General features: G+C 41.4%; 18 protein-coding genes. 3 read left to right on the top strand and 15 right to left on the bottom strand.

Features of this window, described 5'->3' with window-relative positions:
- Positions 1 to 118 precede the first annotated feature (118 nt).
- From ABJD64_RS12515 to ABJD64_RS12550, 8 genes are all read right to left on the bottom strand, one after another.
- Positions 119 to 2,488 carry a heavy metal translocating P-type ATPase gene (locus tag ABJD64_RS12515; RefSeq protein ID WP_348208199.1) on the bottom strand — a complete coding sequence of 790 codons (2,370 nt, stop codon included), beginning with the start codon at positions 2,486 to 2,488 and terminating at the stop codon, positions 119 to 121.
- 105 nt (positions 2,489 to 2,593) lie between these two features.
- A complete protein-coding gene (locus tag ABJD64_RS12520) occupies positions 2,594 to 3,172 on the bottom strand; it encodes an AraC family transcriptional regulator (RefSeq protein WP_348179223.1) in 579 nt (192 codons plus the stop codon).
- A gap of 31 nt (positions 3,173 to 3,203) precedes the next feature.
- A complete protein-coding gene (locus ABJD64_RS12525) occupies positions 3,204 to 4,142 on the bottom strand; it encodes a hypothetical protein (protein ID WP_348179224.1) in 939 nt (312 codons plus the stop codon).
- Between the two features lie 7 nt (positions 4,143 to 4,149).
- Positions 4,150 to 5,835 (bottom strand): gliding motility-associated ABC transporter substrate-binding protein GldG, encoded by a 1,686-nt coding sequence (gene gldG / locus ABJD64_RS12530; protein WP_348179225.1) that lies wholly within the window; start codon positions 5,833 to 5,835, stop codon positions 4,150 to 4,152.
- A complete protein-coding gene (gene gldF / locus ABJD64_RS12535; RefSeq protein ID WP_348179226.1) occupies positions 5,829 to 6,557 on the bottom strand; it encodes a gliding motility-associated ABC transporter permease subunit GldF in 729 nt (242 codons plus the stop codon). Before gldF ends, gldG begins: the two co-directional genes overlap by 7 nt.
- Positions 6,558 to 7,475, bottom strand: coding sequence for a gliding motility-associated ABC transporter ATP-binding subunit GldA (gene gldA / locus ABJD64_RS12540; protein ID WP_348179227.1), 918 nt, complete (start codon positions 7,473 to 7,475; stop codon positions 6,558 to 6,560).
- Positions 7,476 to 7,499: 24 nt separating this feature from the next.
- A complete protein-coding gene (locus ABJD64_RS12545) occupies positions 7,500 to 8,219 on the bottom strand; it encodes an SDR family NAD(P)-dependent oxidoreductase (RefSeq protein ID WP_348179228.1) in 720 nt (239 codons plus the stop codon).
- A gap of 10 nt (positions 8,220 to 8,229) precedes the next feature.
- On the bottom strand, positions 8,230 to 9,054 hold the full coding sequence (locus ABJD64_RS12550; protein ID WP_348179229.1) for a purine-nucleoside phosphorylase: 825 nt from the start codon (positions 9,052 to 9,054) through the stop codon (positions 8,230 to 8,232).
- Between the two features lie 234 nt (positions 9,055 to 9,288).
- Here ABJD64_RS12550 and ABJD64_RS12555 point away from each other — a divergent pair, with 234 nt between their 5' ends.
- From ABJD64_RS12555 to ABJD64_RS12565, 3 genes are read left to right on the top strand one after another with little or no spacing between them, the layout of a single operon-like run.
- Positions 9,289 to 9,654 carry an STAS/SEC14 domain-containing protein gene (locus ABJD64_RS12555; protein WP_348179230.1) on the top strand — a complete coding sequence of 122 codons (366 nt, stop codon included), beginning with the start codon at positions 9,289 to 9,291 and terminating at the stop codon, positions 9,652 to 9,654.
- A gap of 19 nt (positions 9,655 to 9,673) precedes the next feature.
- Positions 9,674 to 10,693, top strand: coding sequence for an SUMF1/EgtB/PvdO family nonheme iron enzyme (locus ABJD64_RS12560; protein WP_348179231.1), 1,020 nt, complete (start codon positions 9,674 to 9,676; stop codon positions 10,691 to 10,693).
- 18 nt (positions 10,694 to 10,711) lie between these two features.
- Positions 10,712 to 11,707, top strand: coding sequence for an SUMF1/EgtB/PvdO family nonheme iron enzyme (locus tag ABJD64_RS12565; protein WP_348179232.1), 996 nt, complete (start codon positions 10,712 to 10,714; stop codon positions 11,705 to 11,707).
- Between the two features lie 2 nt (positions 11,708 to 11,709).
- On the opposite strand, the gene ABJD64_RS12570 is transcribed toward ABJD64_RS12565, so the two are convergent.
- Genes ABJD64_RS12570 through ABJD64_RS12600 form a run of 7 tightly spaced genes read right to left on the bottom strand, consistent with a single transcriptional unit; the run spans position 11,710 to position 24,065 of the window.
- Positions 11,710 to 12,936 carry a hypothetical protein gene (locus tag ABJD64_RS12570; RefSeq protein ID WP_348179233.1) on the bottom strand — a complete coding sequence of 409 codons (1,227 nt, stop codon included), beginning with the start codon at positions 12,934 to 12,936 and terminating at the stop codon, positions 11,710 to 11,712.
- Between the two features lie 9 nt (positions 12,937 to 12,945).
- Positions 12,946 to 15,927 (bottom strand): GH92 family glycosyl hydrolase, encoded by a 2,982-nt coding sequence (locus ABJD64_RS12575; protein WP_348179234.1) that lies wholly within the window; start codon positions 15,925 to 15,927, stop codon positions 12,946 to 12,948.
- Positions 15,928 to 15,939: 12 nt separating this feature from the next.
- Positions 15,940 to 18,252, bottom strand: a complete 2,313-nt coding sequence (locus ABJD64_RS12580; protein ID WP_348179235.1) for a hypothetical protein — start codon at positions 18,250 to 18,252, stop codon at positions 15,940 to 15,942.
- Positions 18,249 to 19,355 carry an ROK family protein gene (locus ABJD64_RS12585; RefSeq protein ID WP_348179236.1) on the bottom strand — a complete coding sequence of 369 codons (1,107 nt, stop codon included), beginning with the start codon at positions 19,353 to 19,355 and terminating at the stop codon, positions 18,249 to 18,251. The genes ABJD64_RS12580 and ABJD64_RS12585 overlap by 4 nt, the downstream gene beginning before the upstream one ends.
- Before the next feature lie 56 nt (positions 19,356 to 19,411).
- Entirely contained in the window at positions 19,412 to 20,776 is a 1,365-nt protein-coding gene (locus tag ABJD64_RS12590; RefSeq protein WP_348179237.1) for a sugar porter family MFS transporter, read from the bottom strand.
- On the bottom strand, positions 20,773 to 22,527 hold the full coding sequence (locus tag ABJD64_RS12595; RefSeq protein ID WP_348179238.1) for a class I mannose-6-phosphate isomerase: 1,755 nt from the start codon (positions 22,525 to 22,527) through the stop codon (positions 20,773 to 20,775). The genes ABJD64_RS12590 and ABJD64_RS12595 overlap by 4 nt, the downstream gene beginning before the upstream one ends.
- 38 nt (positions 22,528 to 22,565) lie before the next feature.
- Entirely contained in the window at positions 22,566 to 24,065 is a 1,500-nt protein-coding gene (locus tag ABJD64_RS12600) for a RagB/SusD family nutrient uptake outer membrane protein (protein ID WP_348179239.1), read from the bottom strand.
- Position 24,066: the final 1 nt, after the last annotated feature.

Here is a 24,066-nt window from a genome sequence, read left to right on the forward strand (position 1 = left end):
TGATAAAATGCAAATAAAAAACTTCCTACTTTTGTTTGCCCTGAATCAAACAAAATCTTGATTTCTCAAATCTTTCTGACTCTTATCAAAGTCCATATTATTTTCTTATAAAGACAGATTATCCTATACTTTTTGACCTTAGCCTGAGCGCATTGCTGATCACAGAAACCGAGCTAAAGCTCATGGCCAGTGCGGCGATCATTGGTGAAAGCAAAATGCCAAAAAATGGAAACATCAATCCGGCAGCTATCGGTACTCCTAATCCATTGTAGACCAGTGCGAAAAACAAATTTTGCTTGACGTTTTTCATAACCGCTTCGCTTAAATTCCTGGCTTTTACGATACCGCGCAAATCACCTTTAACCAGAGCGATTGATGCACTTTCGATGGCCACATCTGTTCCAGTGCCCATAGCTATACCAACATCTGCGAGTGCCAAAGCCGGCGCATCGTTGATACCATCACCTGCCATAGCCACTATTTTGCCTTGTTTTTTGAGTTGATCTACTTTGTTCATCTTGTCTGCCGGCAAACAATCTGCCACGACTTCATCCAAACTCAACTCTTTGGCCACAGCATGCGCTGTCAATTCATGGTCTCCCGTCATCATAATAACCTCCACACCTTTTTCTTTCAGTTCTTGGATAGCCTGCCTACTGGTCTCCTTGATTTGGTCTGCAATCACAACCATTCCAGCCAATTTACCATCTATAGCCACATACGAAACCGTTTTACCATGAGACTGTTCATGATTAGCTGATGGATTCATTTCATCAATGCCAATCTGATTGTCTGACATGAGTTTTTCATTCCCGATCAAAGCCGTAACGCCACCAATTTTCGCCCTTACTCCTTTTCCGGTTTCAGATTCAAAGTCCTCTACCGATAGAAGTTCAATTCCCCGGGCTTTAGCCATATTCACTGTAGCTTCCGCCAATGGGTGTTCGCTTTGCTGATTGACAGAAGCCACCCGCTGTATCAACTTGTCTTCTTTAAGGTCAAGCGCAATGACCCGTTCGACTGAGGGTTTACCTTCTGTGATGGTACCCGTTTTATCAATGATAAGGGTGTCGACTTGATTCATTTTTTCTAAAGATTCCGCGTCTTTGACCAAAACACCCAGTTCTGCACCTTTCCCTACTCCTACCATGACTGACATGGGAGTAGCTAATCCAAGGGCACAGGGACAAGCAATGATCAACACAGCAATAGCATTGACCAAAGCATATACCGGTTGAGGCTCAGGGCCAAAAACCAACCATATGATGGCGGTGATTAGGGAAATCAGTACTACCGCGGGCACAAAGTAGCCCGATAGTTTGTCTGCCAGTTTTTGAATTGGAGCCTTGCTCCTGCTGGCATTATTCACCAGTTCAATAATCTGCGCGAGTAAGGTTTCTGAACCTACCTTTCGAGCAATCATAACAAATGAATGTTTTCCATTGATGGTGCCGGCGCTAACCCTATCTCCCATTTGTTTTTCTAAAGGAATGGGTTCGCCTGTAATCATGGATTCATCTATGAGGCTATGCCCTTCTATGATTTCACCATCTACGGGTATCTTGTCTCCGGGCTTAACTCTCAGCAAATCCCCAACTATGATTTCGTCTATCCCGATTTCTATTTCCTGATCATCCATCAGTTTAAGAGCTCGGTTGGGCGCCAGTTTCAAAAGTTCTTTGATCGCGGTGTTGGTTTTTCTATGGGCCCGAGCTTCCAGTAGCTGACCTAGCATCACAAGCGTAAGAATGACGGTAGCTGATTCGAAATAGAGATGAATAGATCCGGACTCAGTCCGAAATTGGTCAGGAAAAACACCTGGGAAAAGCAATCCAAAAAGGCTAAATAGCCAGGCTACACCCGCTCCAATACCAATTAATGTAAACATATTGTAATGCCCAGAGATAATAGATGCGTAAGCCCGTTGGAAAAACATCCAGGTGGCATAAAATACAACCGGTACTGAAAGTACCAGTTGAACCCAATTCCAATAATTAACCGGCATTAGATCAAACAGGATATTTTTTGGCAACATCTCTGACATGGCAATCAGGAATATAGGAATTGTAAAGAACGCGGCCACCTTAAACTTTTGTAACAGTTTTTGGTAAGTATTGTCTTCATCTACATCGTTAGACTGAAGTGGGACCAGATCCATGCCGCAAACCGGACAGTCCCTGGGCTTAGTGTAGGTCTTCTCTCCCTCGCAATGCATGGGGCAGTAATACACACCTTTGCTAATCGAAGGCAACGGCACCAACTTCTTTGGTACCCGGGGGTGCGATTCGGGATGAATCTGGTATAAAGATCCTTTTAATGCATGCTGTAAGACTTCCAAACTCACATGCTCATCCATTGTCAGCTCAGCGGTCCCCTCTTTTAGGTCAATATTGACCTGTTGTATATGAGGTAAGGTACTAAGTGCATGTTCAACGTGTGATTTGCAACCCTTACAAGACATACCACTGATATGGAAGGTGTGTTTCATACTATTTACTTTCACTGTTCAAGGATTAGAAGTAAATTTAATCATCACAAAGTTCCAATAAATGTTTTAATGTGTATTACACAATCTCTACAAAGGATTACATAATTACATGATGTTGTCCAGCGGTTTTCTGGAGGCCATTGGCCTGGAGGATTTAAACCGTGATGGGGTCATGCCTGTGACTTTTTTAAATTGAGTTGAAAGGTGAGCCACACTGCTATAACCCAACTTGAATGCGATTTCCTTGACCGATAACTGGCCGTAGATTAGATATTCTTTGGCTTTCTCTATCTTTTGTCTAATAATGTATTGCTCCAACGTAATCCCAGAAACAGAAGAAAATAATGTGCTCAAATACGAGTAATCATAGTTCAATTCGTCTGCTAGAAAATCGGACCAATTAATCGATAGGTTAAAATGGTCCTGATGATGAATGGATTTTATAATTAAGGTTTTCATCCTTTCTAGAAGTCCCCCCTTTTTGTCATCTATCCTCTCAAACCCATTGGCTTGGAGTGCATTATCAAGGGCTTCCAACTTGGCTCCGGATAATTGGTCCTCGACCACAACGGCCTGTCCCAAGTCGACTGACAATAATTCAATCCCTAAATCACTAAAGATTTGGCTTACTACCAAATTGCACCGTTGGCAAACCATATTTTTGATGTTGATAGTAAGGCTCATTCTAGCATTAGTTTTGAAACGGAAGTTCAATCTAATTCACCTCAAAAAAAGACGATGTGACCAGCAATTTCTCCATTCTCTGTTGGTCTACCACAATCATCTCGTCCGATTCGTCTGTCAAAAGGTAGAATCGCTCTCCCGGGATTTTCGGATAAATAATTAGTGTACTATTTTTTGAAGAATCAATATCCTTTAACGTAAGCTCAGCAATAGGTTCTACAGCAAGCAAGCTGTCATACCTTGTAAAGTTTCCTTTGTCCAAGTAATCATTTACTTGAAAAAATCCCATAGGCTGGAGGTAATTCATAAGTGTCGCGGTGTCCAATAAATCAACTTCTTTCACAGCAAGAAATTTATTATCAAAGAATATAGTCAGATCCGGCTGAGTGGGATCAGTATAATTAATATTCAAATCTTGTATGGTCCGCCAGTCTGAAGCAAACAAAACACGATCTCTCCATTGATTGAGTGAGAGTTCAAATATACCTGATAAGTAACTTTTGTATCCGGGAATAGCCACTGAAAATATCTCGGTAAGGTCTTCATTGCCAAAGTAGGCGGTAGTTTTAGCTGCATTACCTCCGGCATAAAATTTTTTCGATTGACCATCACTTAGCTCAACGTTTATCAATCTACCAGATTCTTGCAAATCACTTTTGATAGCCACAAAATTAGAAGGACTCACCGGACGCTGCGTCTGCACTGCATTGAGTATGCGCTGGGATAAATAAACCAATTGGGGATCAACTCTGTAGGTATCATTTAAGCTCCACTGTTCTTCACCTCTCTTTATCGAGATGGTTTGCCCGTTTGATTCAATGATAATACCTCTGATCTGAGTAGTATCTGCTATAGCAAATAGGCTTTTATCAAAGGACGACACCCTATCTTTATTACTTACCCAACTCAGCATGAATGAAACTATAAGCAGGCCAATCAATACAAAACTTAGCTTTTTTATCCTGGTCATGTGTCAATCACTTAAAATCCGCATATTTTTTCTTTCGCCAATAGGCCCTTGCCAAACCATAAATGATGAGCAAAGCAATAGGTAAAAGCAGGTTAATCACTTGCCACTTGAGTTTTTCATTCGCCACTTTTACCTTGTCAAGCGGACGAATAGCAAAAGACTTGTTTTTGGAAACGATCAAACCCTGATCATTGAGCATGTAATCCAAGGCGTTCATCACGAAATCTTTGTTGGCAAATTTCAACTGACTATAAGAACTAAGACCCAATTCCAACGGGGTACCATCTTTTAGGCTAAACTCATTTCTGATCATGTCCCCATCCGAACAAATTAGAATGGAAGTCTCAGCCCCGTACTCTTTAAAGTTGCTCTTATCTATGCCCTTGGGTAAGATTCTATTTTTGAATACCGAAGTAAACTTTCCTTTGAGTAGATAAGAGACATTCTTCGATCCTTGATTGAATCGTTCAGGATCAAGATTCTTTCTCAGTTCGTTGAAAGCCACCTTGACCGGTGCTTGATTAACCATAGAGTATTGCGAAGTTTTGAGCAACGGAATCTTTTCTATACCATCGGCCTTCACCGTATCAATGGTAGAAACAAATTTCATTGAAACGACATCTAGATTTTTCACAATAGCATGATTACCAAAATTATTGACCAGGGGAAAAAATGGCCAGGGCAACATTCTTATTTGCGCCTGATCTCCCATGTTTCCGGCTACGATTGGATATTCTCCACAAACAATATCCTGCACGTAGTCGCGATTGACCCGAACTCCATACTTAAAGAACATATCATCAAGTTCCAATTCATACGGAAAAGCAAAAGTGCCCTCACCACTGGCGCTGTCCATATTTACGCGAAGTGCATCGACGAAGAATAGTGCTTTGCCCCCGTTCATTATGTATTGATCAATTTGAAATTTTTCTGGGGCAGAAAAGGAGGTTGTTGGTTTTGGGAAAATCACCGCGTCATATCGACTCAGGTTCCGTGCACGGTCACCCAGTCGAACATTGAATACATCATACTTTTCAAGTAATGCATTGGTCAATCCAGCCAAATTCAAGCTATCTGGTTCGCCATGTCCTTTGATTAGCGCCACGGTCTTCCTTCTGTCATTAGCGAGTATTCTGATGGCATTGGCCAACTCGTACTCCAATCCTTCGATAGACTGATTCAGCCTTTCCTCTGAACTAGCAGATTGGCTGCCATTAAGCAACATCACAGGTACTTCCTGTCCGAAATAGCTGACTATCGCCCCTGGAAAGATCAATTTCTCTGTCTTATTTCCATCTCTCTTATAAGACAGGTTGGTTGGCTGCAAGCCACGTTCAAAAAGTGAACGAAAGTATTCGTTTCTAGCCTTTTCATTCAAGGCAGCTGATGGGTCTATAAAATCCACTTGAACCAAACCTGCCGAGTAATAATCAAATTGATTCAAAGTCTCCTCTATTGCCTGTCGCAATCTTTTGAAACCAGCCGGCATCTCTCCTTCCAAAAATACCTCAACATATACTGTCTCTTGCAGATCATTGAGTAACGCTCTAGTAGCTGGTGTTACTGAATATCTCTTTTCTTCAGTCAGATCCAAACGCAAAGGAAATAATCCAGCCAATTGGTTCAGTATCACAATCATGACAATACCAATTGCCAGCTTCAGCAAACTTTCTATTCGCTTTTGGCTTACCATTTCTTAGCGTCCAGTTTAAGTTGTGTGAAAAGAACCATCAATGAAATTATACTTACGAAATATATGATATCTGCTACATCAATCAGACCTCTGCTCAAAGATTCGTAGTGAAAATCTAAACTAATATTTTGCAACCAAATGGAAGCCGTCCCCCAAACATCAATTGTGGCTAAGGAAGACAAACCTGAATAAAGAACAAAGGACATAAAGACAGCAAGTACAAAAGCAACCACCTGATTATCAGTAAGTGCCGAAGAAAAAACACCAATCGCTACAAATACTCCTCCTAAGAGCATTAGGCCGATGTAAGACCCTACTGTTCCGGAAATATCCAGATTACCCACAGGATTGCCTAATGTATAAACAGAATAAAAATAGATCAGCGTAGGCAGCACGGATAAGAATACCAACATCAGGCCAGCAAAGTATTTGCCGAGAATAATTTGAATATTGGTTAGCGGTTTCGTCATCAACAATTCATCAGTACCGGTCCTTTTTTCTTCAGAAAAGAATCTCATAGTTATGGCTGGAATCAAAAACATAAACACAAAAGGCCCCAAGTTGAAGAGGGTACTCATATCTGCATAGCCATATTCCAAAATACTGCTCTCCGGAAAAACCCACATGAGCAAACCTATTGAGGTCAGGAAAACACCGATGACTATGTAAGCGATCAGGCTATTCAAAAAACTATTAATCTCTTTTACAAATACTGCCAGCATTTATTGTTCTTTAGTCAGTAGGTGAAAAATTTCATCAAAAGAGCTTTCCTCTTCCTGTAAGCCCACCAAGGGTAGATTGGACTCACCAGCCAACTTAAAAACTGCACTTCGTGCCTCTTCACTGTTGGTAACCCGGAGTCTGTAAACACCTTCCTGAATTTCCTCAACACCCTTAACTTCACTTATCCCTTTTAATAAATCAGTGTCTATTGATGATTTAAACTCTACACGAAGTTGCGTTTCTTCAGTTATTCCTTTGGAAAACTCTTCTATTGGTTTGTTCGCTACTAATTCCCCTTTATTGATGACTACCACCCGGTCACACAAGGCCTCGACTTCCTGCATGATATGGGAGGAAAAAAGAACGGTCTTATTCTTACTGACTTCTTTGATCAATTTTCGAATTTCAAGGATTTGATTTGGATCAAGACCGGTAGTTGGCTCATCCAGAATCAGCACTTTGGGATCATGGAGGAGTGCCTGTGCCAAACCCACACGTTGGCGATAGCCTTTGGACAATTGGCCAATTTTCTTGTTTTGCTCCAGCATAAGTCCGCACATGGCTATAACACGTTTCACCTCTCTTTTAATGTCCGATACCTTCATTTGATTTACCTTTCCTGAGAAAGCAAGAAACTCATGGACGAACATATCCAGGTAGAGCGGGTTATGCTCCGGTAAATAGCCAATGATTTTCTTGGCTTCAATTGGATTTTTCTCAACATCAATTCCCTCCACCATAACCTTGCCTGCCGTAGCTCCCAGGTAACCAGTAGCAATCTTCATAGTGGTAGACTTCCCAGCACCATTGGGTCCCAGAAAGCCCAGGATTTCGCCTTTTTTGGCAGTAAAAGAAATCTCATGGACAGCTTTTTGCTGGCCATATATTTTAGTAAGATTTTGGATTTCTATTGACAAGGAAGAGCGGTTTGAACGATGAAATTATTTAGTCGGATTGGGCCGCAACGGGCGCACCTCAAAATCAACGGGGAGGTAATTCGGGTGTGTCTCCAGACAATGCACAACACTTTTGGCAACATCCTCAGGCCTCATCATGTTGTCGTTGGCCGTGACAGCGTCCATATCATCAAAGAAATTGGTTTTCACACTTCCCGGGTAAATACAAGTTACCTTAATACCAAATTCGCGCAATTCCATAAACATAGAATGTGATATCCCAGTCACCGCATGTTTGGTACCTGCATATCCAACCATTCCTTTCACAGGATTTTTACCGGCAATTGAGCCTATATTAATGATATGTCCTTGATCCAATTCTTTCATTTTCGGAATGACTGCGTTGGACGTAAAATAGATTCCATGGACATTGATGTCGAACATTTCTTTCCACTGCTCGAATGGCATTTCATCCATCATTCCATGATGTCCGATCCCTGCATTGTTAATCAAGATATCAATATCTTCTCCTAACATCTCTGCGGTCTGGTTATAGGCGTGTGCCACACTCTCGGGGTTGCTCACATCGACTGAAATAAACAGATAATTGGGATCAGTGAAATCATTATCTGTACGACTCCATCCTGCTACCTTAACACCTTTTTCCAAAAGTAACTTTACAATCTCTAAACCGATGCCTTTACTGGCTCCGGTGACGATCGCCACTCTTCCTTCCAAACTCATATTATTATATACTACTTTCAATGTTTCATTTTTATACGCTGTCAGCTGCGATGACCTTCCTTATGAGATCTGTCAGATACGGTTCGGCTTTCATCGCTGCTTCAATTACTTCTTCTACGGATATTTTCTTAATATGACCGGGATAACACAAATCTGTGAGTACCGATACTGCAAAAACCGGAATATCCATTTGTCTAGCCACAATATTTTCGGGAACAGTTGACATTCCTACGGCATCAGCACCTATAAGCCGAAGCATATTGTATTCAGCTCTGGTTTCAAGGTTAGGACCGTTCACTCCTACGTAAACGCCCTGATGTAAGGGTATATTTTCTTCTTTTCCGATTTTGATTGCCATGTCTATCAATTCCTGTTGATAAGGTTCACTCATGTCAGGAAATCTTACGCCCATAGTATCTAGATTCCTTCCAACCAACGGATTCTCGGTTTGCAGGTTAATATGATCATTAATGACCATAAGATCACTCTTTTGGTAATCCGGATTCAGGGCTCCGGCTGCATTCGATATTATTAATTTTTTTATACCCAGCATTTTCATCACACGTACTGGAAAAGTGACTTCTTTCATCGAATAACCCTCGTAGTAATGAAATCGACCCTTCATCACAACAACCTTTTTTTCTCCAAGATATCCGAATATCAGAGCACCTGAGTGAGATTCAACTGTCGACAAAGGAAAATGTGGAATGTCCTCATAATTAAGTTGCTCTGGTTGATTAAGATCATTTACCAGTGCTCCTAACCCGGTTCCAAGGATGATGCCGTAATCGGGCTCAAAAGTGGTCTTACTTTTTATATACTGGGTTGCTTCTTCGATGTGAGCCAAATAATCCATACCTGCTTATTGAAATAAACCGCTAAGATAGTATGAGCCTTCTAAAAAAAAACGAAATATTAAAAATGTACACTTTTAACAAATGGACTTTATGAACATATCATATTACAATCCGAAGAATAATTCCCTGTCTTTAGAACCGCATCATTCATTCATCGAATACACCGCTTTGAGTTGCTTGAATTTTCAATTAATTAATGTATTTTTAAACGCAGCAATCATTAAATCTCATCTATGATTAATCTGAGTCTAAACAGAGATCAGGGTTATGTAATACTATCCATAACCGGTCCAATCTCAGTTTTCGATATGGAAAATTTGACAGAAGAGGTCGATCATTACATCGAAGAATTTGGCAAGTTGAATGGTCTAATTATCAAGGTTAAAAAATTCCCTGGCTGGGACAATCTTGATAGTTTCTTTCATCACTTGAAATTCATCAAAGATCATCACAAATTAATTAGCAAAGTCGGATTCATGACCGAGGACAACCTCATTTCGACTTTTCCAAGTCTGGCAAATCACTTTGCCTCTGCAGAGCTTAAAAAGTTTGATTACGGGCACATGGATGAAGCAGTGGAATGGATCTGCAACAATTGATTATCATATATTGACATTAATGAAATTTTCATACTTACTCACTTGTATTGCACTTTATTCTGCGAGTCTAAGTGTCTGTGCACAAGGAAAAAAACACCCTACTGCCGGTGACCCAAGTCCTGTTTCGGAAATCACAGATCGAGAAATATATACTTACAACAAGGTCTATGAAATAGATCGCCTCTTACTTCAGGAGGTCAATGACTACTCGGAACAATCCGTTTTTTACAATGGCTATTTTGACGCCTGGAAACAGAAAGAAAACAAAAGCAATCCGCTATATTTTCAGTTGTACATTGTTCCGCCGCATACTATTCCGCTTTTCAAAAAAGTCTATATTGATGCCACCGAAGTGGCCAACATCCACTATCAGGAGTTCCTGCATTTTATTGAAAGAGATTCGGGTCAGGCTATCCATGACAGCTATATGCCTATACTAGATGAAAAATACATGGAGGATTATTATAACAACCCCGAATTTTACTTTTTTCCTGTGGTTGGCATTAACCCCGAAAGTGCCAAAAGATACTGCGATTGGAGAGCCCAAAACCTGAATGAGGGACTTCAGGTTTTTTTGGCAAATGAAAGTAAGTACAAAAAATATAAATATGTCGGACGCCTACCCACCGAACACGAATGGAGACGTGCGGCCGGTCATAGTTCTAAAGAAATCAAAGATCGAACTTACGAACTAAGTAAAAAAGGGTTGGAATTTCTTGAACAGGATATTGTTAAGAATCAGTTTGCAGATGAAAAAATTCTTGAATCGTCAACCGTGTACGGATACAACGTCAATCTTGATCATGGGACTGCATTCGCAATAAAAAAGGATATTCCCTATTATATTTACGGGTTTGAACCACGCGTTACCGGCTCATACAACATGTACGGCAATGTTAAAGAAATTGTGCAGGAAGGTTATGCCATAGGTGGCAGTTATAAAACCAGCAACTCTCATGCCGATCTCTTTGAACATGTTAAAGAATTTGATTATCAAACCGACATTGGCTTTCGGTGCGTTACCAAGATTGTTCGCTAACCATTAGATACTACTTACATGAAAAAAATCTGGTTTCTTATCTTTTGCCCCATGCTATCAATGGCACAGGATTTGCATCCTGTAAGCTTCGCTCCAGGCTGCTGCAGCGAACGAACGGGTATTCCAATTTACACCTACAATACAGAAGAAGCCAAAGAGCTGATGCAGGTATATGTAGCTGATAAATTTTCTGAGAAATTTATGTTTTACTATGGGAAATTCGATCCATGGAGAGATACCGAAGCGAGTAGAACCGCTCTCTACAATCAGCGATACATAGTTCCACCAGGAACCCTTCCTATTGCCAAGGGAAAATTTTTGGATCAAACAGAGTTGGCCAACATTCACTTCGAGGAGTTTTTGTTCTTTATTGTGAAAGACTCAGGCAGATATAAGGATCGCACCTATCTACCACGGCAAGAGAATAAATATGTCCTCAACTATTATAAAAATTCAGAATTTTCCTTCTTCCCCGTGCTAGCTGTGTCGTTCGAAACTGCTCAAAGCTACTGCAAATGGAGAGCTGATAAACTTAATGTTGGTCTAAAGGAAATGCTCGTAGGTGAACCAAATAAGTATAAATTTGTTGGCCGACTACCCACCAAAGAAGAATGGTTGCAAGCTGCGGGATCTACAATTGACGAGATACAATTTGCCACCCATGAAGTCAGCAAAAAGGGTCGACTTTTTCTGGATGAAAACATTGTCAAAAGTCGCTTTGCAACGGCAGCATCTGTTGACAAACCATCTTTTCTTGGATACAATGTAAACCTCAAGTATGAAAATGGAGGAATTCCAATAGAAATTCCTCAATATGTTTATGCCTTTGAACCCAATAACAGTGGTTTTTACAATCTGTATGGCAATGTCAAGGAGTTGGTTGCAGAGGGATTTGCTATTGGTGGCAGCTTCCTTACGCCAAACACAGATGAAGCACTCTTTGAAGAAGATCCCTTGCAATCCTACCAAACCGATGTCGGGTTTAGGTGTCTGGTCGAAGTAAAAAAGAGATAAAATCAATCATCAATTCTTAGCCAAATGAAGCGCGGACGATAGCTGTGTGGATAATTTAAAATGTCGTTGAAATAATCCATTGTAATGGTGTTGTAGCTGATCAGCAACTCGCGATCGTTCGAAAGAGCAGGATGGGCTTTCGCATTGTATGGAATAATTCCGGGTAAGTCATCGACCTCAGGTGCTTTCCAAATTCGCTGAATGGGTCCAAATGGACCAACCGGATGCTCCCCGATTCGAATGGCCGTATACTGGCCAATACCATCTTCCTGAAAAACAAGTAAGAATCTGTTGTCCTTCAGTCTTGTAAGACTGACTTCATTGGATACTCGATCCGTAACTGGCTGCACCTTATCTATATTGATGTTCCAATCTACCCCATCCCAAAATCTCCATTTACTGATTTCTTTTACATGTTTAGGCGGTACCCTTGATACAACTAGTTTTTTCCCCGGATCAATCAATCCATATACATAGAGATAACCATCCGGGTCAGGAGAACCAGCAGCTTCGGTATGCACGTATATGCCAGCTCCAAAAGTGCCTTTTCCCAAACTATCAATGTCTACAAAAAGAGGTAAGTCTATTTGCGAATGGTCGACGAATGGTGCTTTTGAACCTGACGGAATAGTCAAAAGTGTAACCCCCTTGATTTCAAAGTCCCATGATTTTTCACCATTGTCAACTACCCGATATCCAAATATATTAATGGAGTTGTTGTCCTCGTGATTCACAAAGCCGTCTCCTAACCAATAATACTCTTCAGGTTGGGTATTGGGCGTGGTGGGATTAAAGTAGTTTATGGGTCTACCTACTTCGTCTGAGTTCACCTTAATTTGAATCGTTTTATTTGAGGGTTGAAAGCCGGAGATTGCCGCATAGGAGTTGTTGATCATTTTAAAACTTTCAACCGTATCCCCTTTTACTTCGCCGGTCATAGTATCTGAAAAATACATAAAAACGGAATCCTGCTCAGAGGCTCCAATATGTTCCCGACCATTGAGGTTCATGGTAAAAATGCCGTCAGCACCAAACCAACCGTTTTTTCTATAAAAGAAATTTGTCCACTTAGTTGCTGGCCGGACCTGAAAGTTTACCAGTGTATCGGCCAGCACAAGATTGACTTCTTTTTCTTCAGGTCTATGACAGGATTCAAAAGAAATAAATATCAGTCCTATCAGGATGACCTCAAGCGACAATTTCAGCTGTTTTTTTTCTAACGGATACATTTATTTTCTTTACTTAATATATGGTTGAATAATATCCTTCCATAAGATATAACCAGCCCCATTTAGATGAAGGCCATCAATGCTGTATGCTTTGTTCAGTTTTGTGTTTTCGGACTCGAAGTGTGGCGATAAATCAATAAACGAAAGACCCTCCTTCGAAGCCAATTGCTGCAAATAATCATTCAATTTTCTTATACTGGAATTGGGCCGAGTCGGATGAATTTCATCGTCTACAGGAAGAACACTTTGTAAATAAATCTGGGTATTGGTCGACTCTTTCTTGATCTGTTCTATTATTCTATCATAGTTGGAGGTAATGTACTCAACAGATTTGCCATAGGCCAGATCATTGGTACCGATCATGAGAAAGATTTTCTCAGGTTCGGAAGAGGTCACCTCTTTCAACCTTTCTAAGATACCATCTGTATCGTCACCACCTATTCCTCTATTCTTGACATTGGAATTTCCGAAAAGCTCACTCCATTCTGCGCCATCAGTGATGCTATTACCAAGAAAAATGATTTCATCTGCTGTATCCGGTAGGGACTCAAAGTGTTCTTTTCGGTGATAATAATACGCTTTAATTGCACGATTCCAGGCATCCAATTCTTCTTTTTGGCGGTCATATTTCAGAATGACTTCTTTTTCTTCTGACGTCAGAATTGTACTCATAGAAGGTGGTGCGGCTTTCACTCCCACTCCCCATTTTTTATTTGGCTTTGGACCCATTTTTAAAACTAAACTGCCTCCATTAACTAATTCCTTATGATAAAACCATGTTTTGTTCAGAGGCTTATTATTAAGTCGAGCTGATTGGATATAAATATTTTCATCAGATGCGTTTTTCGCTTCGATGACAAATTTTCCACCGGAGTAATACTCTGGGTCCAGATTTACAGTCACTTTTTTCATTTGTGGACTCCCTATCTCATAAATAGGGTCTATCGCTGCTCCTCCGTCCATTTCAAACAAACCCATGGCACTCATGACATACCAGGCTCCCATTTGCCCCTGATCCTCATCCCCTTTCCATCCACCTATCGGATCTGTTCCGTAGTATTTATCCATGATCTCATTAACCCAATATTGAGTAAGCCATGGTTTTCCTGAATGATTGAAAAGATAAGCAGCCTGCATATTGGGCTGGTTTCCATGATTGATCGGCAAAACACCCATTCCTGTCAATGAGTTATCCCCTAAATGCTCGGAATTAAAGTTGTGTGGAGCAGAAGTTTCAAAACCTTTTTGCAAACGGTCGTTAAACTCATCCTTTCCAATCAAATCAATCAAGCCACTGACATCGTGTGGAACAAAAAAAGTATACTGCCAGGCATTGCCTTCTACATATCCTGGACCGAGCCAAGCCACATCCCCATAGATTTGAAAATTATCCACCCAATTACCATTTTCATACTTTCGGCGCATATAGCCTACATTTTTATCAAATACATTTTTGTAATTGAAAGCTCTTTTTGTAAAATGCTTGAAGTCCTTCTCTTTACCCAGCGCTTTCGCCATTTGACCCACAGTCCAATCGTCGTATGCATAAGCCAAAGTGTTAGAAACTGGCCCTACTTCGTCAGGGACATATCCATAATCCATATAAGCTTGCAAATGACGGTTACCTACGTAACCTCCTCCATCATGAAACTTACCCTGCTCGGACTGTATTTTAACCATGGCTTCATAGGCCTTTCCTACATCGTAGTTTCGGATTCCTTTGTGGTAGGCATTGGCGATTAGTGAATTTTGATGTGAGGCCACCATAATTCCAGAGTACTCTATGCCTGTGGGGCCCTTGGGCAACCACCCACCCTTGTCGTAAATTTCCAGCATAGTACTTACCCAATTGTTCGCTATCTGTGGAGTAGCCAGAGACCACAATTGATTAAGGTTCCAAATGCTAATCCAGAATCCATCACTTCCATAGAGCGGGATTGACGGATCAGCAAGTTGTTGCTCCTTTTCATACATGTCAATGTATTTTCCATTCACATCGCTCCATGTGGTACGTCCAGCATAGGCACGATAGAGATTCGTATAGAACTTGATTTTCAACTCTTCTCGTGAGTCTTCCACTTCTATAGTAGACAAAAGATCATTCCATTCTTTTTTTGCATCCTCGACTACGGCATCAAAGTTCCAATTGAAGGGATTCATTTCTGTTTCCAGATTCAATCGTGCCTGTTCTATGCTCACCAGTGAAATACCGGCCTGAACCATAATTTTCTCTCCTTCTTGCGTTGGAAAAGTCACGAAGGCACCTACGTCTTTATGCCCAAATCCGGAAGAGACCCGGTCCACGTTTCGAACAATTTCTTCTTTCACCCATCCATTAAATGATGTGAAAGGCTTATCAAACCGCATTACAAAATGAACTATATACTCATTGTAATTAGCCTTTCTTAGGCTCTGTTGATAAGACATTCCTTCTATTTCGGTGTTGCTCACCTTTTTAATTTCAGTATAGAATAATTCGGATCCATACTCAGAGGGAATTTGGAGATCTATCAACACTCTCGATGAATCATTCCGGGGAAAGGTATAACGTTGAAAACTCGCTCTTTTTGTTGTGGTCATTTCAGCCTTGATCTTGTAATCATCCAGGAATACACTGTAGTAGCCTGCTTCAGCTATTTCAGCTTGATGATTGAATCTGGAGCGATATCCAAGGTCAGGATTCTTTTCTGATCCCGGCTTTATCTTTAGCTCGCCATTGGTGGGCATAGTGAGCAATCCAGCCATCGTCCAGGAATGAATATGACTAAAACCCGCTATGTTGTTGATTTCATATTCATAGCCGGCTTTCCAGGCTAGCTCCTGATTGTCCGGGCTCAATTTCACCATCCCAAAAGGTCGTGTGGGTCCAGGAAACATGATCCACCTGGAGTCATGTGAACCAATCATCGGATCTACATAAGCGACAGGTTGCTTTTGAGCCTGAAGTTCACCAATGCAGGCAATTAGAAAGGTAATGATTAGATAGCGCATAATACTAACGGTTTATTCTTTTATCATTTGAATGCCTTTATCCGAAGATGATAAGGTATAATATTCTCCTTTATACTTCACGTGGTATAGTTTGCCTTCCATGTGCCAACCTTCATTTTTCTGAATGACTGCTCCGTCAACTGATGGATAAAAACCAAAAAAATTCTTGAGCACCACTTGTGACATGGCAATACCAGCAGAGGATTCCCTATTGTGCCATCCACGTTTGGCAATTCTGACTGCCGCATTTTTTTTCAATTTGCTATCTCCCCACAACTCATGGGCTTGCGCCCAAATACCTTCCTCTGTGACTGGGGTTATACTATGATAAAAATCCATTGACTTCTGAGGGAACCCCAATTGAACAAGGGCGTCCATAGTGCCTGCCGGCCATCCATCGAATGCACCCAATGGTCCATGATCGGCTCGATCGGAATCTTCGGCCGCTACATCTTGTAGGGACTGGGCCCGCATCCAATGATCTGTAATCAACTCTCGATAGACAAAATCCATCATGTCTTTTTTGATATCTTCAGGGATGTCATCCGGTATATATCTACCCAAAAACATAAAGTCCAAACAATGTCTTACTTCTATTTTTTCTCCATTGGGATATAAGCTATTCCACACACCATTACCCGCATACAGTTGAAGTAGTCTGCCAACCATTTCTTCTGCTTCTGTCTTCATTTCTGCAGCTTTGAGGGCTTTACCTCTCAGTTCAAGTAGCTCGGCCGTTTCTCTCATCATCCAGATATAGCCTGCATTGAATGAAGGAACTATATGCTTGTAGGTTGGGACACACTCCAGTAGATTCCATTCGTCATCTCCGAAATCTGCCAACTTATACACCTCGTCCTGGGCTCCATTTTGCCCGTAAATAGAAATTCGCTTCCAGTTTGTAGCATACGCTTCCAAATGCTGCAACACGGTTTTATCCTTTACTATCTGATCCAAATAATCCATGTCACCCGAGACCGTCACATAGGACCTAATCATCTGAAATAAAGCCCAATAGTTAGCCGAATAGCCATTTCCAACCCCAGAGCCACCAAAATTGTCTTGTCCATAATGTGAACTTGGATCTATTCCAATCCATGAGGTCAGGTGTTCTTTCATCATTTCAGGATCAACCACTGCCCATAGCGTCGCCCATTCTGTAATATCCCAGAAGAAGGTAATAGACGCTCCCCATCTCGGACCTCCGGTCAGAAACACCTTTTCATGCTGGGGTAGATTGGTGTGCATGAGATAGAGCATGGTCAGTGGACCTTTGTAATACACTTTTTTTAATCGCTCATCATCTGTTTCCAGAATAGGAAAAGTACCGGATAGGATGTTATTATCTCTTTTGAACAATTCGTACCACCTGTCATTCCATACGGTCTCCACCTGATCCCATTCCTCAACAAATCCTCGTTGACCAAAATCCAAAAGGTGATCGATAGCTTCACGATCGTCACCAAAAGCCATAGCAAAACGCACAATTTTTGAAGCTCCCGGTTTCAAAGAGAAATTCCAGAAGGAGGTTCCGCCTGCCTGGAACTTTCTCCGCTCGTTGGTAGGGACAAAATTTTGGAAAGCCGTCATGGCTGCGCTGGAAGTATCTCTTGTGAGGAACCCGTCTTTACGTTCTTCTGTGATAAATTTTTCAGCTTCCATGATCTCCATATCAGATGGCCAGGTAGCCACTTTTTTAGTCTGGGTGGGCTTGCCGTTAATCAACTCTGTTACAAGAGCTTCTTTCGAGGTAATCCCTTGCCCCAAATGATCGCGAATATTTTCAGTTTCGTCGTCCCTGGTGGTAGTGCTTCCATCCAATTTGGGGTATGGGTACCACCATTGCCACTCTCCTCCAAATTTGCTTACAAACCCAATTTGATCCTGCTCTACTACCAGTTCCTGAACACGCTTACTTTCGTTTTTAAAGATTACTTCCCAGAGTATCAAATGCTTGTCAGGAACCATTCGTGTAGCACTTTGGATAGAAATACTGTCTATCTCAGTTTTCCGAAGTGCCTGATGCGCCTCCCACTTGAACAATTTACAAATCGGAGTTTTTCCATTGACTCTCATTGTACCCGTGTGGTATCCCCCAGTATATGGTGCAGCTGCCAGCCAGCTAATGGATGTCAAATCTCTATTGAGGGTGGCTTGGCCTTGAAAATTACGTATGGATGGCTCCATATCTACTGTATCTGTGGACACCCACTTTCCAGATAGTGTTATTAGCTCCGGAACGTGGATTAAATAATCCCGGACTTCTTCTTTTTGCTCGCATGACATACCTATCAAAAGAATCAAGAGCTTTATTCCTTTTCTCATTTGCTTATATTTAGTTGGTCCAGGGCAAAGTAGTAAGCACCAAGCGAGGTTGAATGACTTGCACCATTTTCTGACAAAACCACTGCCGTCCTGACCATTTGGTCGTGTATAAGCTGACCTCCATTTGAGTCATTCTTAAGTTTTACCAAATCCCCTTTAATAAATTTCTCTGCCTCTTCCTTTTTTTGATAGTCAAAAATCCGAACTGTCGTTTTCGGTACTTGAATTAGTCCTGGATTATCAAAAGGCCTATTTATGACTTCGAATATTGACGGGGCTAGCAAGTCCCACGCAGCAGTGATCCCTCCTCCTAAAACCACCAGGCCATCGAACAACGTGACCATGGTCGCAATTGCGCAGCCGAGCGTTCGGCCATAGATCTGAAAAGAGGCAAGGGCAGCCTCTTTGTCTCCATTACGAAGACCTTTAGCAATTTCATAAATATCCTTAGGGGTGAGCACAACTTCAGAGGCATGCTTGTATTGATTCCCATAAATTCGCTGGATGGCTCTGGTACTTATATTTTCTTCAACATTCCAGTCCTGGCGATTAGGATTATTAAGGTTGTGTATCTCTGCCGCTGATGAGTTGTCTCCTCTTAACATTATGCCATTCGAGATCAGACCTGCTCCAATACCTGTACCTAAAGTAATACCTATTAAATTATTGAATTGTTTATTACCCCCTGCCTGCTTAAGTCTGGCATTAATATCGGGCAGTACACCGGCCAATGCTTCCCCGTAAGCAAAAAGGTTTCCATCGTTATTGATAAAAACGGGTAAGTTAAAATGAGATTCCAGAATGGATTTTAATGGATAGTTACCATTGATGCCCGGAAAATTGGGCAGGTTTCCGATAATTCCATTCTCATAATCTGCCGGGCCTGGAAAGGCAAAGCTTATGGCAACTGCCACTTCGTTTATTTGGCTCTGTAGTTTTTCAAATCCGTCAATAAGGCAATTAGAGCACTCTGATTCACTATCAATTTTCGCTGTTAGGGAGACTGTATTTCCCAAAATTTCACCATTATTGATCGCCGAAAAGACAAAGTTGGTTCCTCCGGCATCCACGGTCAAAATCACTGCAACAGGTTTTACATTCATTCTTCAAATGGTTAAGAATGAGGGGATATCACTTCCCCTCGCATAACTAGATTTTCTCAATTGTGCTTCCAGCTCCGTTCGATTTCCTCCAACGTTTTACCTTTAGTTTCAGGTATCATTTTGAAAGTGAAAACCAAGAGTATTATTGCATTTATCATAAACACCCAAAATGTGTAAGCTCCTCCAATTTCATCCAGCATCATAGGTGTCAATTGAGTAATCAGCACCACTCCAATCCAGATTGTAAAGACAGCCATTGACATGGCCACCCCTCGTACTTTGGTTGGAAATATTTCGGAGATAAATACCCAGGGAATCGGACCCAATGATGAGGCAAAACAAGCTATAAAACCAAGAATAAATAGCAGCAGCCACGGGCCGGAACTCATTTCAAAATAGAACATGGTACCAACTCCGCCCAGACATACAATCATCCCAGAAATCCCCCATAACAGTAGGGTTCGCCGCCCCAGTTTGTCAATAAATTTGATAGCCACAAAAGTGAAAATGGTATTTACCACACCGATCATTACAGTTTGAAGCATAGCTGAATCTCTTCCAAAACCCACACTTTTGAAAATTTCGGGTGCATAGTAAATAATGGCATTGATTCCTGTGATTTGAGAAAAGAGGGCCAAAAACATTCCAACAATAACAGCCATTCGCATGCCCGGTTCGAATAATTCGCTGATCGTTCCTTTTTCCTCTTTTAGTGATTCCTGAATATCAGAAAATACTTCTTTTCCTCTTTCCTCGCCATTGATTTTTTTAAGGACTCGCATAGCCTCATTTACCATTCCCTTGCTGGCCAGCCATCTGGGGCTTTCGGGGACAAAAAACAAGGCCACAAAAAACAATCCTGCAGGAATCAATTCGGATCCCAACATCATGCGCCATCCGGTATCTACATTCCATATCTCGGTTCCCGAAGCGGCAATTTTTAGGTTTACGAAATAAATTAAGTTGATCCCCAAAACGATGGCCAACTGATAAAGCGTAACCAGTCTTCCCCGAATTCTGGCAGGAGCAATCTCCGAAATATACATGGGAGATAACATAGAAGCGGCACCAACACCAACCCCTCCAATAAAGCGTGCGACAACAAAATGAGTCAAATTATTAGGAAGCGCAGAGCCAACAGCAGAAATAGCAAACAAGACTGCGGTGAATATGAGTACTTTTTTTCTACCCAGCACATCGCTGGCCTTTCCTGCTATCAAGGCACCAAGCACACATCCCCAGATGGCGCTGGAAGCGGCCCATCCAGTAAGTGCCGGAGAGAGTTCAAATTTGGTTTGCAAATATCCTATGGCTCCGGCAATGACCGCTGTATCATATCCAAACAGCAGCCCTCCTATAGCTGCTACAATTGATATGAGGTAAACATACTGAACGGAGGCCTGATCTTCTATTCTACTCATGTACGATCTTGTTTTTTTACAAATGCTTTGATAGTAGCTATTTTTTTGCCTTTGCTAGCTCCAGTTGGAGTAATGGTATATTCCTTGACTGAAGCCGGGATAATAAAAGCTTCCGCATAATTTACATGAAAAGCCTCAAATGTATGTCTGGGACACTCGACGAGTGCTTCATCTCCCTCCACAAGCATCAAAACATTCAATGTATTTCCTGAATGGTGTGAAATTTTCTGATCAAACCAATGTCTCCGAGTTTCAATAAACTCTAGTTCATGCAGGCCTGTCTTTTCTTCCTGCCATCCGTTTCCCTGACCATATGTTTCGAATCTATTGATAAGATTTTCTTTTGTCCAGCTTGGCGTGCGATCCCATTGAATCACATTCTTTCCATGATCAATTGATATGGGCCTTGGTTTACCATCCATACCCAACCTTCCCCAATCCCACAGCTTGAAAGTGAAAATGTATGGCGTTGCGCTAATTTCCAGTACCATACAATCCTTTCCGGAACAATGTACTGTCCCTGCCGGGATCAGGAAATGATCATGTTTTTTAGCCGGCCATTTAGTTGCATATTTATCTGCGTCAAAATGGTGGCCATTAGATTGTGATTTTTTTAGTTCGGCAATCATTTCTTCTTTATCCACTCCGTCGTTTACTCCCAAATAAACAAATGCATCCTTGCCTGCATCTAGCATATAATAACTCTCATCTTGTGTATAGTCCATATCGAACTGTTCCTTAATGTAGGCCGATAAAGGATGCACTTGCAGACTCAGATTACCACCATCCATTGTATCTAGAAAATCAAAACGGATAGGGAATTCAGCCCCAAACTGTTGATAGACCTCCTCTCCTAGCAACTCCTTGGGGTGATAAAAAACAACGTTGAGAGATGGTATTTCAAACGTTGTATTCGGAAATTCAATAAGTAGGCTATTTTCTTCAGGCACACAGTTGAAACACCATGCAAAATTTTCTTGATGCTCGTCAAGTTCAAACTTCTTTTTCATCCACTGACCACCCCATGGTCCGGGATCAAAAAATGGCACTACACTAAATGGCTGCTTTACGGCTTGCCCCAGGGCATCTAGTATAACTTTTCCTTTGGCCAACTTAACTTCATTTGTATCGTTTGTATCGAGTACGAAATCCCAATTGGACATGAGTTCCCTCTTCAACTGGTCACACACTCGCCAATCCACAAAATAGGCTCTTTTGTATTGGTTCTCAATAGATTCTGCTCTGTCGTTTATTCCAATATTATCTACGGTATTTTTCCGCATGCGCTGCTGAATTTCCCAACGAGCCATGTCAGCATAAATTAGTAGATCCCATTTTGCAGCAAATAAACTAGCTCCAATGCCCACAACAACAGTCAGCCCGTTGGCACTTCTAATTTGGCCTTGATCCCTTTCCAATTTTGCTGCATCAAAAAAGTGGTGCATACAAAGAGAAGTCATCACTCCGAATACCCGATCATCTGTAACATCAGGCTGTGTCATGTCTCTAATTGTGCGTTCGTCTTTCATTGCTGACGCGGAGTAGACCATATTTGCTTCCGGAAATGCCTGCTCAATTTCGTTGCTGATTTCATCCAGGAAAACGCCTTGATAGCACTCTATTGCAACAATTTTATCAGCCTTATCAATGGTATCTACAGCACTTTTTAAAGCGAGTCGGATCTTCGACCAACCTACTATACAGTCTTCTCCTGCTCCAGCCTTGATTGTTGGGTATTTATTAAATTTCATTAGATTTCAACTGTTATAATCCATTGACCATTGTCTAGTCAATATCCGTCGTTTTGTGTAAGATTTTTGTTAAGGTTTCTTTCCCTTTGTGGAATTGGTAACAATTCGTGATCAACTGTTGGAGTAGCTTTTTCTTTGCCAGAGCCAATCACTTTATCAACTAATTTTTTATGTCGGACCAAATCGTGATATCGCTGTCCTTCCATGACAAACTCCCAGCGCCTCTCATTCAAAATAGCGTCCTTGAATTGTTGATAATCCAAACCTGCTAAATCCGGGAGAATGGGCTGTTCTATGGTTCCATTGAACCGAGCACGTTTTCTTACCTGATTCACTGCATCATAGGCCAAGGCATTAGGCCCTGTATTCAATTCATTTAATGCCTCGGCATAGATGAGCAAAATATCCGCATACCTGAGGTAGATTACGTCTGCGTCGGTGTTGTTTCCTCTGGGCTCTAGCTGTCTGTCCCAAAACTTGCTTATGTGCGGGTCAAAATTTTCGACCGTACCATCAGAATAAGTGAATGAAGTAATAAAAGTAGTCTGTCTCCTTTGATCCAACGGATTGAAGCTTTCATACAGATCTGTAGTAGGTACCTCCCAGCCCCAGGCGTTTTCTGGGCCCTCACCATCTTTATCCAAACCTGGCGGCAAAAGTCTTACATGGTATTGATTGGGCTTGAAGCCTTGGCTCAATGTGCCACTGTAGTTGACAGCAAAAATAATTTCACCACTATTGGCATTTGCTAATTTGAAAATGTCCGCAAAGTCATCCCAAAGGAAAAAGGAATTCGAATCTATTACTTCTTTGGCTTGATCAGATGAAAGCTGGTATTCGCCCATTTCTAAATAGACTTTGGCTAATAGCGCCGTACATGCCAGCGGCGTGGGTCTACCTAATCCAACTCTATAGCTATCAGACAAATGTGATTCGGCAAATTTCAGATCCTCCACAATAGCCTCATACACAGATGTTGTGCTGCTCCGTTCTACTACAGCCTCTTCCAGGTTTTGTAATTCCTGCAGTATGAGAGGTACTTCCCCAAACAATCTAACTCCTTCAAAATACATCATGGCACGGATAAATCTGGCTTCAGAAATCAGGTGATCTCTTTTTAGCTCGGCCATATCAATGAGTGCTATCCGATCCACAGCGATGTTGGCAGCCTGAATCGTTTTATAGAGGTCCTGCCAGTACAATTGAATTCTGATATTGTCGGCGTTGAACTTAAACTCTGATAATGACTGATATTCTGCAGATGCAATGGTTTCATCACAGTTGTCAGACAATATGTCTTTAAACACCCAATAGTCATTGAAAAAAATCCCACCAAAGCCTTCTTCAAAAATCCCTTCGGTGCCCACGGTCAGGTATTCATAAATCGCATTAGTAGCTGCTACTGCATCGCTTTCTGTCTTATAAAAAGTGGCTGAGTTGATCAATGATTCTGGCTCATCCTCTAAAAAATCACAGCTCAGTATCATGCTCATGACAAATACACTTGTAGCGCTCAATATGTGACTAATTTTCCTCATG

Origin of the sequence: Reichenbachiella sp., from assembly GCF_039944555.1 — a bacterium.
GTDB lineage: Bacteria > Bacteroidota > Bacteroidia > Cytophagales > Cyclobacteriaceae > Reichenbachiella.